Source organism: Endozoicomonas sp. YOMI1, assembly GCF_024606345.1.
Taxonomy (GTDB): domain Bacteria; phylum Pseudomonadota; class Gammaproteobacteria; order Pseudomonadales; family Endozoicomonadaceae; genus Endozoicomonas.
On record NZ_JAHHPM010000523.1, the window covers coordinates 1 to 16,276 of the forward strand.

At 49.2% G+C, this 16,276-nt stretch carries 10 protein-coding genes; 5 read left to right on the top strand and 5 right to left on the bottom strand.

The window, feature by feature from the left end; all coding sequences use genetic code 11:
* Positions 1-80: 80 nt before the first annotated feature.
* From KDK15_RS18555 to KDK15_RS18565, 3 genes are read right to left on the bottom strand one after another with little or no spacing between them, the layout of a single operon-like run.
* Entirely contained in the window at positions 81-1,643 is a 1,563-nt protein-coding gene (locus tag KDK15_RS18555; protein ID WP_257296883.1) for an FGGY-family carbohydrate kinase, read from the bottom strand.
* 48 nt (positions 1,644-1,691) lie between these two features.
* Positions 1,692-3,290 (bottom strand): glycerol-3-phosphate dehydrogenase/oxidase, encoded by a 1,599-nt coding sequence (locus KDK15_RS18560; RefSeq protein WP_257296884.1) that lies wholly within the window; start codon positions 3,288-3,290, stop codon positions 1,692-1,694.
* Positions 3,291-3,326: 36 nt separating this feature from the next.
* Positions 3,327-4,934 (bottom strand): FAD-binding oxidoreductase, encoded by a 1,608-nt coding sequence (locus tag KDK15_RS18565; RefSeq protein ID WP_257296885.1) that lies wholly within the window; start codon positions 4,932-4,934, stop codon positions 3,327-3,329.
* Positions 4,935-5,258: 324 nt separating this feature from the next.
* Here KDK15_RS18565 and KDK15_RS18570 point away from each other — a divergent pair, with 324 nt between their 5' ends.
* From KDK15_RS18570 to KDK15_RS18585, 4 genes are all read left to right on the top strand, one after another.
* Positions 5,259-5,684, top strand: a complete 426-nt coding sequence (locus tag KDK15_RS18570) for a hypothetical protein (RefSeq protein WP_257296886.1) — start codon at positions 5,259-5,261, stop codon at positions 5,682-5,684.
* Between the two features lie 56 nt (positions 5,685-5,740).
* Positions 5,741-6,037 carry a hypothetical protein gene (locus tag KDK15_RS18575; protein ID WP_257296887.1) on the top strand — a complete coding sequence of 99 codons (297 nt, stop codon included), beginning with the start codon at positions 5,741-5,743 and terminating at the stop codon, positions 6,035-6,037.
* 285 nt (positions 6,038-6,322) lie between these two features.
* Positions 6,323-6,763 carry a hypothetical protein gene (locus tag KDK15_RS18580; RefSeq protein ID WP_257296888.1) on the top strand — a complete coding sequence of 147 codons (441 nt, stop codon included), beginning with the start codon at positions 6,323-6,325 and terminating at the stop codon, positions 6,761-6,763.
* A gap of 342 nt (positions 6,764-7,105) precedes the next feature.
* Positions 7,106-8,032, top strand: a complete 927-nt coding sequence (locus tag KDK15_RS18585; protein WP_257296889.1) for a hypothetical protein — start codon at positions 7,106-7,108, stop codon at positions 8,030-8,032.
* Here the strand turns inward: KDK15_RS18585 and KDK15_RS18590 are convergent.
* Positions 8,014-14,253: a hypothetical protein gene (locus KDK15_RS18590; protein WP_257296890.1), complete on the bottom strand. Its 6,240-nt coding sequence runs from the start codon at positions 14,251-14,253 to the stop codon at positions 8,014-8,016. The two genes, KDK15_RS18585 and KDK15_RS18590, sit on opposite strands and share 19 nt — an antisense overlap.
* Positions 14,254-14,618: 365 nt before the next feature.
* On the opposite strand from KDK15_RS18590, the gene KDK15_RS18595 reads away from it, so the two are divergent.
* Entirely contained in the window at positions 14,619-14,774 is a 156-nt protein-coding gene (locus tag KDK15_RS18595) for a hypothetical protein (RefSeq protein WP_257296891.1), read from the top strand.
* A gap of 19 nt (positions 14,775-14,793) precedes the next feature.
* Here KDK15_RS18595 and KDK15_RS18600 read toward each other — a convergent pair whose 3' ends face one another.
* Positions 14,794-16,047: an MFS transporter gene (locus KDK15_RS18600; RefSeq protein WP_257296892.1), complete on the bottom strand. Its 1,254-nt coding sequence runs from the start codon at positions 16,045-16,047 to the stop codon at positions 14,794-14,796.
* Positions 16,048-16,276 lie beyond the last annotated feature (229 nt).

Consider the following 16,276-nt stretch of genomic DNA (forward strand, 5'->3'; position numbering starts at 1 on the left):
AAATGCTCAGGTTTAGATAACTTTGAGCAGGTTTGAGCAAGTTTTTAGGAGCGGTGTGTGAAGTTCACGGTCTAAGAAACTTAATGCTTCGGGTAACCGGTAATATCCCGAATGGATTTATACAGCGGCTGCAGGCGTTTATACATCTTTTTATAAACCTCATTGTACAAACGATCATACAGCAGCATGGTTGGCAGGTCCGGCTCAAACACATCGCCCACCCGGGTCATTTTATCAATGGCCTGGTTGTAGTCTTTGTGAATGCCAAGGCCGACACAACAGTTAATGGCTGCACCAAGGCCAGAAGCTTCCAAAGTGTGCGGACGTTCTGCCGCCATGCCAAAAATATTGGCCGTTAGTTTCATGGCCGCATCACTCTGGGAACCACCACCGGAGACCCGTAGCCGGGTGATCGCTGTACCGCTGCGTTTTTCAATCTGCTCTTTACCGGAACGCAGTTCGTAAGCCAGTCCTTCCAGAATCGCGCGGTAAATATGCGCCCGTTTATGAACATCGCCAAAGCCGATAAAGGCACCTTTGCCTTCCGGACCGGGCTGACGTACGCCGGGTGACCAGTACGGTTGCATCATCAAGCCCATCGAGCCCGGAGGTACCTGGGTCAGCAGGGCATCGAACAGTTGTTCCGGTTCTACACCCAGCTCTTTCGCCTTTCGTTGTTCGGCCTGGGCCAGCTCATTTTTAAACCAGCTGACCATCCAGAAGCCCCGATAAATCATCACCTCGGTGTTGTAACGTTTTGGCATCGCCGCTGTATAGGATGGGATAAAGGGGACAGTTTCAAAGTATCGGGACGTTGTTGTACTGATGGTGGCTGTAGTGCCAAAACTCAAACAGCCGATATGGGGGTCAACACCGCCTGCGCCCAGTGCTTCACAGGCCTTGTCGGATGAGGCTGCTATCATCGGTAAGCCCACAGCCAGACCGGTATGCTCTGCCGCTTCAGCCGAAATATGACCTAACAGTTCTCCGGGTTGTACCAGTTCCGGCAACATATGTCGTCTGGCGGCCAGCAGCTGCCATTTCAGATCGTGTTTGCCAGCCCATTTCTGGCGGCGATAGTCATAGGGCAGGTAACCGGCCACTGAACCACAGGCATCTTTCATTTCGCCAGTCAGTTGATAGGTCAGGTAGCCGGATAAATTCACATAGTAACGGGTCTTCTGCCAGATATCGGGCTGATGTTGCATAATCCAGTTATCACGGGCTTTGGCGCGCAGATCTTCGATAAGGCTGGTCAGGCCGATGGCCCTGATCAACACTCCCCAAAAGCCACCAACGGGCTTTTCCGGTTCGGCTTTACGCTGATCCATCCAGACAATGGCCGGTCTCAAAGGCTTTTTATCTTCATCCAGGTTAATCATGGTGTAGCGCTGTGTGGTCAGTGCCATACCTTTGATCTGCCCGGGCGCTACAATGCCCTGGGCCCATAACGTTTTACAGGCTTCCCCAAGCTGCTGCCAATAGTATTCAGGGTGCTGTTCTGCCCAGCCGGGGTGTTGAGAAAAATAGGCCTCCAGCTCAACTTTGCTTTTGGCGATCTCATTACCGGCACTGTCAAATACCAGGGCACGAATGCTTTGGGTGCCATTGTCGATAGCCAGCACATATTCTGAATCACTCACTACACACTCACTTCTTGATTTTCATTGTCGAGTATCAGCGTTATTGCTCTATTTCGGAATACTGTAATAGCTATTCCAGATGGATTGATAACGGGTGACTTCCTGTTGCCACTGCTGCTCGTTCCAACCCAGTTCTTCCTGGCAGATGGCCTTGATTCTGTCGGCAAAAATCAGGCCTCCCTGTTCCAGCAGCAAGCCCAGCCGGGTACGACGGAGCAGGAGATCATCCAGATGCACAACGGCTTCATTTCCGGCCGACCAGCGCAACTCGGCCCAGAGGGCGCGGGCACCGGGAATAACATCCTGTTCATCGGGCCGGGTCTGCGCCAGCAAGTGATCAGCGTCAATACCGTAATGGCCCCGGATACGTTTCTTTAAATAGTCCGGCAGCTTTTTAAACAGAGAGCTATCAGGCATATATTGAGTAAACATATCCGCGCCGGTATCACTGAAATCAACGCCGGGGAGATACTCTTCAGCTGCTTTCAATACATCCAGGGCAATTAGCCGGAAGGTGGTCAGCTTGCCGCCACTGATGGTCACCAGTCCGTTATCGTTCCAGATACTGTGGTCACGTTTTTCTTTCGACGGGTTCAGTGCCCCTGAGCTGACCAGCGGGCGTACACCTGCCCATGAAGAGATAATATCCTGTTCGGTTAACCCGGCTTTCGGGAACTGGGAACAGGCGGCTTTCATCAGGTATTCCAGTTCATCACGGGTCATGGCCACTTCATGGTTGCCAATATCGCCGTTGTCCAGATCGGTGGTCCCAATAACGGTTCTGCCTTCCCAGGGGAAAATAAAAATGGGTCGTTTATCATCCGGGTGCATTGCGGTGTATGCCTGAGCGACAGGCAGTCGCCAGCCAGGCACCACAATATGGCTGCCACGGGCAGGGCGAATATGCTGTTCTGACGTCATCTCTCCCCGAAGTTCATCCCCCCAGGCACCTGTGGCATTGATCACTACTTTGGCTTTAACCGGAATCACCTGACTGGTTTCGGTATCCTTCAGTTGAGCACCTGTCACCCGACCATTGTTTTTAATCAGAGCATCGACACCAACATAATTCATTACCGTAGCACCATCTTTCTGAGCTTCCCGCAAAACCCGGATAACCAGGCGTGAATCATCGGTAATGGCGTCGGCAAACTGGGTAGCACCGAGCAGGTTGTGTTCATCAATAAGAGGGCTCAGGTTTTCAATGTCGTGTGATTTATGAAACTTACGGTAACGCTTACCGGCAAAAAAATCATAAATACGCAGCAGCATATTAAAGACCAGCGGCCCGGGAAACCTACCCTTGTAATGGGCCATCAGATAGCCCATTTGATCAACCAGCCCGGGAGCTTCTCTCATCAGGCGTTCCCGTTCGGAAACCGAGTGCATCGTGGTTTTGATATCGCCGGAAGCGATGTAGCGAAGGCCACCATGCACCATTTTTGATGAACGGCTGGAGGTTCCCCAGGCGAAATCCTGACGATCCACCAGCAGCACTTTCAGACCCCGGCGTGCTGCTTCGCGGGCAATACCAGCACCGGTGATGCCGCCCCCGGCGACAACGATATCCCATTCCCCGTGAGTATTGCTTTTTAATGCTTCCAGTAACTGATTCCGGTTACCTGACTGCCAGGATTTCTGCCACATAGGTTGGGTACCTGATTGATTCAATGAAGTAACAAGTTATTCGTTGTCCTGGAGTAACACACCAGGGTTCAGTCGTTTGTCCGGGTCAAAGTTATGAACCAGGGTTTCAATCATCCGCATCCCCAGCTCACCTTTTTCCGCAGGCATATAAGGCGCATGGTCACGACCAGTGCCATGCTGGTGGGAAATGGTGGCATAGCCCCGGGCAATCACTTCAGAGGTTTTGGTCTTCAGCTTTTTCCAGCGTTCCAGAGTGGCTTCGTAGCTGTCAGCGCAGCGGAAAAAGTAGGTGGTATAGATACTCGACCCCTGACCGTAGATATGGGAGAGGTGGGTAAATGCCATGACATTTTCCCCTTCATCCTTTAAGGCGTTTTCCAGGCTCGCCTCTATCTGATGCATCAAGTCATCCACATTTCCCCAGTCGGTGGAGGTTTCCAGTGTATCGACTGCTATGCCCCGGGCCCAGGTGGTTTCCCGCAGATAGGGGAACTTGAAACGGCCATGAGCCCAGATGGTACCCATGATGTTGGCCAGTGCACCACCAACGCCGCCATGCTTTTTCAGAATCTTTTTCAGCTGTTTCAGGGCCACTTTATTTTGGTATTTAGAGCCGGTAACGCCAAAGGTCAGCATGCATCGATTGTCGTCCAGTCCGCGAAAACGCAGATAGCCATCCAACAGTTTGAACTGCGTGAGTGAGGTACCAAGATGGGCGTGGGCACGGGCCTCTTTAGCGTTACTGACTCGCATCATGGAGAGCGGGATTTTCTGCTGTGCAACTTCCCGGGCGACGGCTTTACCTGCCTGCCAGTTCGGCATAAAGCAGACCATAAATCGCTCTTGCTCTGCTGCACGTTGTACGCGTACCTTCACTTCGGTAAAGATACCCAGGCGGCCTTCGGTGCCCATGGTGAGCTCTCGAATGTCCGGTCCTGCCGAAGAGGCGGGAATTGAAGGAATATCCAGTGTGCCCTGCAGGGTTTCCATACGACCACCGGCAAACATCTGTTCAATGCGGCCGTAACGGAGTGACTGTTGACCGGAAGAGCGGGAGGCGATCCAGCCGCCAATGGTGGACAGTTCCCAGGATTGAGGGTAGTGCCCAAGGGTATAACCCCTTGCCTGCAGCTGTGCTTCAATCTGTGGCCCCGGAGTCCCTGCACCAAAGGTGGCAATCTGGCTCTCTTCATTCAGATCCATTAACTGGTTCATGTGACCCATATCAATGGTCAAAATGGCTCTGGTATTTTCCTGAGGCGTGATGTGACCGGCAACGGATGTCCCACCGCCATAGGGAATCACAATAAAATCGTGCCGGACCGCAAGGGCAAGAAGTTCACGAACCTGTGCACTGGTTTCCGGATAAGCGACACCGTCCGGGAAAACCCCAAAATCACCACTGCGCATGGCCAGCCAGTCCGGGAAGCTCTGGCCGCGGGCATGGCGAACACGATCTTCTGCGGCGGTCACAATCAGTGGATGTTCAGGCAGGCGTGATGCCGGTACCTTCGCTATCACGCTGTCCAGGGTGGCATCGTTCAAGGGCGTCGGTTCCCCGATAATACGGCGAATCAATGCATCCCCATGGTCGGATACTTCTTTAACGTAACTCTCATCACCCCAGCCATTCCAACGGCGCATGGTCTACTCCTGTTCTTTTTATTCTGCTAATGCGAATAACTGCCATGTAGAGTCAGGAAGCAGCTAACGCTGATAAACTGACGACGGTTTCTGCTTTTACAATTAAGCGGTCATTTGGGTCGCTAATGTAGCAAGTTGGGTTGTGATATTTCAATAATCAGGAGAGGGAAAAACCATAAAATATCGTTAACTGCAAAGACACAAATGTTTATGATCGAATGGAGGGGTAAGCTTAATGTCCACCTGAAGTGGAAATGTTAAACGCCATCAACCCCACCACCCATTGGCCGATCACCTGTTAGAATTATAACTCAGGGCCATTCAATGAATGAACTCATTGCCACACTCCAGGCAACTCCCCCTTCAACCTGGCAAATCCTGTCCTTCTTTGCCCTGGCCTTTGCCTTGTTTATGTCATTGATACCCGGCAAATGGGACCCCACCCGTTTTATCAATGATAAGGTGAAACATACGCTCACCTTTATGGTGCTGTTTTTGCTGATCGATCTGGCGTTTCCAACGGCAGGCGTCTGCTGGTGGAAACCGGCAGGGTTGATGGCGTTTGGGGTGTTTATTGAGCTCTGTCAGCAGATGACCCGTTATCGCCGTTTCAGTTTTGGCGATATTATCGCCAATGGGGTGGGTATCGGGCTTTATATAGGGATCAGTTTCGGTATCGGTTCATTGGCAACCTCTGAAGGTGGCTGCCAGCCCTGGACTGAATGTATCAGTGTGTTGTTTAACCTTTGACTTCTTTTTTAAACATGAAGGTACAAAGAACTTATGGGATTAGTAAGTATTGTTTTATGTTGTCTGTTGTCTGTTGTCTGTTGCTTCTTTCTATTGCAATCTACCAGGGCTTTCATTTAAAAAGAAGTGCACTTCGCCTGCCCGAGGCGAGTGGTAAACGGCTGCAAACCAGAGGCTCGGATTTTTCTATTCTTCATGTCGGTGAAAGCCCTGTCGCCGGGGTGGCAGATATAAGACAGGGGCTGACCCATCAGGTTATCAGGAAACTGACTCAGGATCGGGGTGTGGAATTTGATTGGGAAATACTGGCAAAAAATGGTGCCAGAGTTTCCAGGGTGGTTTATTTTATTTAGGACTGGCATAAAGGCAGCTTGAACCTTGGATCATAACAACGAATGTTGCGCTCGTTGCGGTTTAAATCAAGAGTCCTATCAGCCCGCTGCAAATGATGCTGATGATCAATGCCCGGTGCTGGCCTTAAGCGAAAAACACTGAGTTTGTTTTTCTTCAGGGAATGAAGTGTTTGCTATGGATGGCGACCTTTAGGCTCTATGTTGCATTGCTTATTTTTGCCAGTTAGGTAGAGTTAGTAAGGCGTATAAGCAAATACACATTGCCTGAAAAAAAGGGGGAGCAACATGTCCCGGACAATAAAAGGCTTGATAACGGCTATTATGGCAACAGCATCGTTGCTGACCAATACTGCGGCTGCAGCCCAGAATGATAACCATATCTACGCCGGGGTGGGCTGGACCGTAAAGCATGGCTGGATACCCTCGGCCATTGTCGGGGCTCGCAGTGTCGATGTGGATGGCATTAGAGATGTAACCGGTGTTGATCTTTCCCTCTCTTATCACTTCACCGATGGCTTTGATAAGTTCCTGCTGAAAGGTGTTCGGGGTGAGATTGACTGGCAGGCTGAGTTGGGTGCTGGCTATGATTTTCAGGGGCAGTCTCTGCTGGTTACCGGTGGTGTTCAGGGTCGTCTGGTTAATTATTCCATGGATGTCTCACTGGATGGTGATATTGATGGTGGTCTGGTAATCAATAGCATTGATAAATATGACGGGGAGCTATAGTTACCAAAATTTACGAACATAGCGGGTTTCAATAGGGTCAAGCATCTCCCTGAAACAGGTATTGCAGGGACTTGACTAACGCCGTACATCAATTCCAGGTTACGCAGCTTATCCGGCTTTTTTACCATTTGCCTAACCTGAGGGCAGCAATCAATACATTCTTAACCTTCGATTGCTGACAGCTCAGTCAATTTGAAAAGTTCCTCCCTAACACAACCCATTTGCTATTTATATCAACCAAGCATAAAGATCTGCTATGCCTATCAATAGCGACGTTTAGTGATAAAGCTGTTATCAGGTCTTGAACGTTGACTCATTAATATAAAATAAATGCAGGTTCAGATGACACCAACAACATCCGGATCATTGAACAATTTTATCAGCCCGGTCCCTCCGCCTCTGCCGGAACTGAAGGCACAGGCAGTTACTGCAAAGCATTTGATCAGTGTTGATGATGAGAGATTCAGGCCTTTAAAAACGGCCATGGACAGCAAAAATATAAGGTCTCTGTTCATCTGCGAACTGAAACAATTGTCAGACAGAGTGATTACCGCCTTTCCTCCACAGGAATTCCTGTACATCGGGATAGGCCGAAGCCCCGCGACTGTAATCGCAGAGCTTCAGGGGCGGTTAGGAAAAGACGCGGCATGCAATATGCCACTTTCCGATTTTCAGTTTCTGGAAACCTGTAAAAAGCGCAGGGTTCGATTTAAACAAAAGATGACTCCTGAAGAACAGAAGGCGCTTTTCCATCATTTTGATAAGATTCTTGGGTCGAGAGCCAGCAACCGAAAAATTCTGATCATTGATTATGTCTGGTCAGGAAGCACGCTATTGTCAGCCACCTATTTTTTCCATCAGTATTTTCGAGAAAAAGACTCAGCTTTTGTCGTGAGCCCGGCGACTGGAAACAGCGAAAGAAAGGTGCATGCCCTGGCACTGGGTGACTGTCTGATATTACCAAAAGATATTACTTCCTACGGTGCAAATCTGATGCAGGCAATCCAGCCGGTACTTCCCGCCGGGAGCTATTACCCGTGGGAATACGGCTATGGCTTTGAACACACCCTGCATGTTTCCAGTGCCAAACCGCTTGCCGAGTACACCCAGCGGGTCAATGTAGCTGATCTGGCCAAGGGTAAGTCGGAAAAGTTATGCCGCAACCCCCTTTACGATCTGCTGGTTGAATACTTGCGCGCAGAAGATCATGAAGCTGTACCAGCAGCGCTGTTTACTGAGTGGGTTCTGTATCATGAATATGCACCTTGATGGGGCAGAACCGAATGCTCATGCTGGTCAGATATATTGACAGCATGGTCTACCCGTGTAATCTGAGCCATCAGTTGTTCATGCACCCCGGCAGGACCATGCACTTTGAATATGCGCATCAGTTTTCTCAGGAAGATTTCAGCGGCTTGTCGTTTTACCGAAGATAGTCCTTCGAGGTTATCAATACCTTTCATAAAACAGTCAATTGATTTGCCGGACTGCTCAACACTGAGAGACTCAGAAACGGTTATCCACAGGCTTCTGGCCTCATTGATCAGAAAATCGTTGCAATAGCTGGCAAGTGCCTGAACATTATCTTCTGGCCATTCCCGGATTCTTTTAGCAACATTGAACAACAACAGGTCAGTGGCGTGGTGCCCTTCATAATCGGCCTTGGCCAGGAGTGATTTTAACAAGTGTTCCCTATCCAGGGCGATCCGGTTTTGCAGGCAATCAGAAGGATAATCTGCATCGAAATCCTGTTTATTACTGACATTATTGAGCAGTTGCAACAGGGATTTAAGAAGAGCTGGCTTTGCCAGTTGCGCTATCAGGTGCAGAAGGTTTCTGTTATCACCGGAAGGGTTGGCTGTCAGCAACTTCAGCAAATGATTAAGGGAGCCCGGGGAGAGGTGCCGGGTTTCTTCAAGACATTTGATCAGTGCTTCGCAAGCCCTGTAGCGCCCTTTGGCCGCAGCGAAAACCAGCGCGCTGGATGGCTTACCCTCATCATCGTGCCCCAACAATTGCCATGGCGAGATTCTACCCTCTTTATGCAGTGACTCCAGTAAGGGGAATGCCCCAGAGACATTAATAATCTGGAAGGGCAGGTTGTTCGTTGACCGCCAATGGCAGCTGCGCTCATCGGTACCTGGCCAGGGAGGCTCAATAATATCCGTGTATTTGGAGGGGACGTGCTTTTCCTGAGCTTTACAGTCCTCAACAATTTCGTCACTAATGCTTGCAGCATTTCTGTTTTCACGGAGATATTGACACAATACCCGCTGTATAGTGCGGACTTCTGACAAGTGATGTCCATGCTCAAAGGCTCTGCTGAACAGTGCCAGCTCGGCGGCTCTTGTTGTTTTTTTCTGAGCTTCAAGCTCTGGCTTCAGTCTGGCTTCCAGTTGTGCAACCGCTGCCCTGACCTGCGCTGTATTTTCAGCAATGATGTTTTCTGTTGCCTGAATTTGTTGTTGTAAGTCCGCCATTTTGTTTTCTATATCATCAATGGACACCAGACTTTCCAGCTTCATTAAATGGAGGACATCCGGAAGGATTTTCGGGTTGATATGGTGAGACCGACATTTCCTTGCAAGCTCCAGCCATTGCATATTTTCTTGATATCTTTCACGGTCTCTTCTGTGTTGCAATCCTGCTGAATACAGCGTTGAAGTTGCCTGCCGCTGGGCACTGGTCGCATCGTTTAAGCCTTGATAATTATTTCTGTAATAATAGGCAATAAGTGCATCAGCATAGGAATACGCCCGGTCTTCAATCATTATCTCGCAATGCATTCGGTTTTCTAACCGGTGAAACAGTGCTTCCTTACATTCCCGTAACTTCCTGGCCATTTTATTATGCGCCTTTTCCATCTCGGCCAGGACTGTGTTTTCACTCTCAATCTGTTGTTGTTGCTTTTTAATCTTTTCGGTATTTTTTTCCTTGAGTTCTTTTATAGTCTCAAACACGTCATAGTCGTTTGTCCTGTGTCTGCTCCTGTGTCTGCCCCTGTGTCTGCCAATAAGTATGGGGGAGAGGTTGCTCGCAGCAACTTTCAGCTGCTGGCTGTTTGCTCCCATACCGATCAAGTCGAACAGGCTGGCACCGGCAGATAATGTAGGCTCCAAAGGAGCAGATTCAATGACTTCCTGCAACTGCTGTTGTTGTTGTTTGCTCAGCGGCTCTGTTTCAATACCGGAATGTTTTGCAGTATGAGCCTGTGCCATCGACTCCAATGTTGATAGCAGAGGTTGGTCATGCTGGTAACGAATCTCATGCAACGGGTGTAACTCACACTCTACCTGCACGCTCCGCAGGCTGGACATGCTGAGGCCATGCCTCACACGGGCCTGATGCAGAGCTTTTTGTTTCTCAACCTCAGGTGTGCTGTACATAGGGTCTTTTTGTTGCAGATAGTTGAGTGTGTTCTGTAATAACCGATATTCATTATGCTGAGCCAGAACACTGTCACTCCATGGCTGGCCCACCTCGGCAATACGGTGGGCCAATTGCTCAGGCTGTTGATTGAACTCACGGATATTTGGATGAAGCAGAGTCTTGCTGACTAGCTCTGCTTTAATGTATCGGGTTCTTAATGCAGAAACAGTGCCCAGCAGTTTCCGGTCCTCCGGGGATAATGCAGGGTTTTCAGGCCCGGAAATTCTCGCGTTTATCTGTTCCTGCAACTCCTGTGGGGGAGTGAGCTGGTGTATGTGCGTGAGTTTTTTCAGCGTATTCCTGGTTTCAACCCACTGGTTGTAGGTGGAAGCTATCTCATGAGTTGATTGCCACTGGCTGTGCTCCTGTTGTAAACGGTGGAATCGATCACACAACGCAATAATCTGCTTTAAGGTTTCGTCCTCATTTTGAATGGGGCGATTGGCCCTGATTGTGCTGTTGGCAAACTGTTCCAGTCGATCTATTCCGGCTTTAGCAGCCTCTTTCTCGGCAATCAGACAGTCATCATTGATTTGATTGAGCCAGGTGCCAATCAGTGGGATAAGTGCCTTGAGTTGATCATACAGGTAACGTCTGGATAGCTGGGCTCTATCCTCAGTGGGATTGATCTGGTCAGACATTGCCATGTCAGAATCAATACGGGAAGCATCGCAGGATATCGGTGTTGTACTATTAACGTACTCTTCAGGAAGAAACTGCTGACAAAGTCCGGAAGCTGTTTTAATCAGGTCTTTGATTGCACGGCTAAGGTTTTCCTGGCAGGTAGGCTGGTGATGAGCCGCCAATATCTCCTTCTGCTGCTTCAGGTTGTTTAACTCCCACCGTTGGTTCATTCTTTTTTCTACTTTCTTGCTCATCTGGTCGATCAGGTGTGGGTAGTCATCAGAGGGCTGCTTGGATGGCCGGATGGATTTCAATACAGAATCCATTATTTGCTGATAGCTGCAATTGCTGTCACTTTGCCTGAAAGCGGCTTTCACCGACTGCCGGATCCTGTTCCCCAGTAAACCGTCAGGCTGGCACCACTCGTTTCTGAACAGCTCACCTATTTGCAGCTTTAATTTATTGGTTTCACTGTTACCGTAAATATCGTAATTGTCATTGGCAAACCGGAGGAAACGACTTCTGGATTGAATGATATACAGCGTTTTGACTAAACGCCTGAATGGGTTGTCTGTTGGGTGTAAATCAGCAAATAACTGAAAGGCCGTTAGCTCCAGCAGTTGTCTGCGCATGTGATTGTCAGGCAGCCCGGGGAGTACGGTTACCATATGCTGTAACAGAGAACGTAATGTCTGATTTGATGCCCGGTCCTGAATACTGGTGATGATTGCCCTGAGGTTAAGGCCTGGCTTTCCGGTTGTCTCTGCCAATGCCAACAGTTCCCTGATAACGTCCATAGTCTCCCGTTCTTCAAGGGAGAGTTCGGCGCTACTTGCAGAAGACGCTTCTGTTTTTCGCGCTTTTCGGGGTACAGGCTCGGTGGTGGAGCTGGTAGTGAGCGGCCTTTTCAGTGACTTTGATACATTGCCAGTGTTTGCGGAAACAGCGCTGGCGTTTTCTCTGGTAGCCTGCTGAATAACCGGCAACACTTCGGTGTTGAAAACCTGGTATACATAGGAAGTTTGACTTTTTTTCTGAGCGCTCCCGGTAAACAGGAAGGTGATTGGTACCTCCATTTTTAGCCAGTCAACCGGTTGTGTCAGATCGGTTGATCTGGTCGATAGCAGAAAATCCTTCCGTAGCTTTTGTTCGTCGCGCCTGGTTCGTTCAAACCTCCGTAAACGTGAATTGTCTTCAATTTTTGCTGAAGGAATACGAAAGTGTTTGTCCCGGGGCAGAAGCAGATGTTGTGGATCAAGAGTGATAGCACGGTCGCTGGTCAGCAGATAATCGGGAACGCTAAGATAGTTCTCTGCTGAAATGGTGTTGTTGCCATATGGCGTTCTGTCATAAATACGGTTTCTGTACCCCATGTTGGAGAATCTATCCCAGTATCCACCGTCGTCGCTATCATCTGAATCTTGCTGGTTACGTTCATGGGCGCGCAGTACGGCTTGAAACCCTTCCAGGTCGCTATCGTCGTCGCAGCTATCATCTGAATCTTGCCGGGCAGGGTTATGGGTGCGCAGGGCGGTTTGCAACTCTTCCAGGTCGCTATCGTCGTCGCAGTTATCATCTGAATCTTGCCGGGCAGGATTATGGGCGGGTATTACGGCTTGCGACCTTTCCAGATCGCTATCGTCGTCGTAGCTATCATCTGAATCCTGCTGGCCAAGGTCATAGGCGGGCTGTGCGGGTTGCGACCCTTCCAGGTCACTATCGTCGTCGTAGCTATCATCTGAATCTTGCTCATCTGAATCTTGCTCATCTGAATCTTGCTGGGCAGGTTCATGGGGGCGCAGTCCGGCTTGCAACGCTTCCGGGTCGCTATCATAGTTGCAGTTATCATCTGAATCTTGCTGGTCGCTATCGTCGTCGTAGTAATTATCTGAATCTTGCTGCTCAAGTTCATGGGCGGGGAGTACGGCCTGCAATCCCTCATTATGATGGTCAATAAGGGTCTTGGCCTTATTTATGGCCTCCAAAGGCACTGATAACCCATCCGTTGACGCCATCATTATTATGCACTGCGCCATTCTCAGCTGGAGGGTTTTGATCAGACAATTTACCGATTGTTCTTTGGACTTCTTTATGGCTTCAGTAACATTTTCATCAATGGAATAGGTCAGGATCAGTTGGGTTTTGTACATTTTCATGAGAATATCCTGACCAATGCTCCCTGTTGCCAGTAGATTTTTCAGCAGGGACTGGTCTCTGAATTTAAGCAATGTGTAGATAATGCCCAGACGGTTTTCTGCACTGACTGACGGGGTGAGGTCACAGAGCAGTGTGTCAAAGAGCTCAACGACTTCAGTCAGTTGTTGTGGGGTGGCATCATTAATTGCCTTATTAATTCCCTTTTTTATCCACCGCTCACGAGGATTGTCCGTTTCATGGCTGCTGACCAGAGGCTCTTTATAGATACAGAGTTTCTCCAGCCCGGTATTTCTCAGGTCTGGTAATTTTGTGTAAAGCTTGTTGGTAACCATACTTTGCAGCCAGGTCAGTTGCTGGCTGCTGAGTTTGCTGCCTTTCAGGTGGTGTTGTGATAGCCAGAAAAAAAGCGGCTTCAGCAGGGTAAAGCCGGGATGGACGGTTAATTTCAGCGTTGGAATCAGGGCGGTCAGTGCTGTGCACTCTGCTTCGGTGGCAGGTGACAACCCATGCTCTGTGTTGAGAGCATGGGCAATGTGCTGCCTGGTGGCTGAGTCCTGAATTTTCAGAACCATCAACAGCATCCTCTGCCAGTGAGCCATGGATACTGCTTTTCTTTTCTGCACATGATCCAGAATAACACCCGGGTCTTTACCTGCCGTTTTCCCCGAAGGGGTTAGACGATCACGCAGCTCCCGGAATGTCTCATCACCGAGATCTTCCCGGGTAAAGTGATGCAGGCCAATACTGATGGTCTGTGGCTGCCCATTGATTTTTATATCCGCTGAGGCGGGCTGCTCACCTGCCAGTCGATGCAGTTCCTGTAGTTTATACCCCTGTTTTACCCGGGTTATCAGTTCCAGTAACAACCCGGTCTGAAGATGTGACGGGTGATCTGAGACTTTTACCATCTCTTCGCGGTTTATTTTTCTTAAATAGGGGGTGAACTCAAGGGCCGGTAACAAATGCGTCAGGACAGACGTTTGCGACATTCCTGTTGTTGACATTAACGACGGAATGAGTTGTTCAAAAAGACATGTTTTCTCAATTTTCTGTTTGTAATCAGTCTTGGTCAGTTGGTGAAGATGCAGTCGGTCGGCAATGGTTTTTTCGGGAACCCTTCTTGTGACATAGCCTGATACATGGTCTGTGGAAATACCGGGAATCTGTCTTTTGGTTTGCTGAGTGCTGAAGCATGGGACGCCTGAGGTCTGCTTGCCTGATTCTGATGAAATAGTTAAATCAAGAAACTGTGGACTTAATGCGGTGTTGAGTTTATCCATACTGCGGCTCTTAACGTTAATTGTCTGTTTTGATCACAACGACCGGCGAAGTACCAGGTAGTTGATCAGATGTATTAATAGCAGTCGTAAAAAAACGGTTAATCAGAAGCAGTCCTGGAGGACGACTGTACGGCAAATTACGGTAAACTATCTCAGTAAGTATCAAGTTAGTTCATCCAGTTAAGTAAAAGTTCCCGTTTTATATTTTCCCCTATAACGATAGGTCTAACGTGATGATAATCGTGCATTGTCTGTAATAGTTTTGAGTTTTTTTCAAACTTCTTTACTCGCTGATCGAGCTGCTTCATCTCTTCGTACCGCAGAAGGACAGTCTTAAGTCCGACAGCCTCCTGGCTCTGAGCGAGGTGTTCAACGGCAATATTGGCCGGGTAAAAACCATTGATATTGTAGTGGGTGAGTTGATAATTGAGTACGACGGTAGGGAGGTCGCTACCCGCAAAAGCACAAGTGGCCTGTCTTTTTCGGGCGGCGGGTGGCGGAAAGCGGGCAGCGCTTATTGAAGTGATTAAACGCAGTTTCTCAGCTTGCCGGTTTAGCCGTATCTTCGCTTTCCAATAATTCCTCAGCATCAGAACGAGGGTCAATCTGCGCAACAATGGGCGTTGTGCGGGGTACTGGAATAAAGTGCTGCTCTTCGCTGGTGTAGATCGCAGGACGGTAAGCCATCCGAATCAGGAAGAAAATACCGGTAGCTCCCATCACTGTGATGAAAAACAGCATCAGGCCTTCTGGAATATGGCTCATAAGTAGTGACGCGAAGATCGGGCCAATACACGCGCCAAGGCTGTAAGCGAGAAGAAGTCCCTGGGTTCCTGCCACGATATCATCCGGGTGCATATGGTCACAGCCGTGGCTGATGGCCAGTGGGTAGAGAGTGAAGGTAGCACCGCCAAACAAAAATAATAATGGATAATACAGCCAGTTATCGTGGGAACTGAGGATTAAAGCAAAGCAAACGGCACAACCCGTCAGGGCAACCAGAATTAACATTTTACGCCGATCGATAATATCGGAGAGGTAACCCATCGGAAATTGCAGTGCCATTCCGCCAATCATGGTGATGGCCAGAAAGAGCGCTACGGTGTGATCATCACTGTCGCTGAGGTCGGCCAGATAAATGGGCAGCATTGAATACAAACCACCCAACACCAGGCCACCGGCAAAACAGCCGATTACTCCGGACGGTGTCAGTTCGAACAGCTTTCTGAATCCCAGGGTAGAAGGCTTTTCTATCTCAGGTGTCGGGATTCGGGTCATTGCCGGTGGAAAGATCGACAATGACAGCAGAATACCGATCAGGATAAACGGCATCAGACTACTGCTATCAAGGAAGCCGACAAACAGCTGCCCGAGAGCATTGGCACCATAGAGTGACACCATATAGAAAGACAGTACTTTGCCCCGGTTGGCGCTGTCACTTTCACAGAGCAGCCATGACTCAACCACCACAAATATGCCAGCCACCGCCATGCCGTTAAGGAAGCGCAGTACCAGCCAGCTGGTGGTGTTCTCGGACAGTGCCAGGCTCAATACGGTAGCACAGAGCAACGCCATAAAGCAGGCAAACGAGCGAATATGACCTACCCGGCAAACAATGCTTTCTGAGCGAAATGAACCTGCCAGTAATCCCAGGTAGTAGGCGGTACCCATCAGACCGGCCATAAAGTCATTGCCATCTGTCGCATTGATTCTCAGGGGAATCAGAGTCGTCAGGTAGCCGCTGGCCAGGGCGAAAATAAACATACCTGACAGTGGCGCAACAAAACGTATCATAGTTTGTAGCCCGATAACGGTGTTAACCAGTAGAGAAGATGAGCGAATTATTCCGGGTTTATCGGCCTGAGAGAAAAATGGAACAGAACAGCCAGACGGGCTTGCAGATGCTCTCAGAAACCAGCATGAGGTGTCTTTATGGCAGCTTACCCTGACCTTATGATTATCCCTGATCTCTTGATTAAAACCGCAACGAGCGCAACATTCGTTGTTATGATCCAAGGCTCAA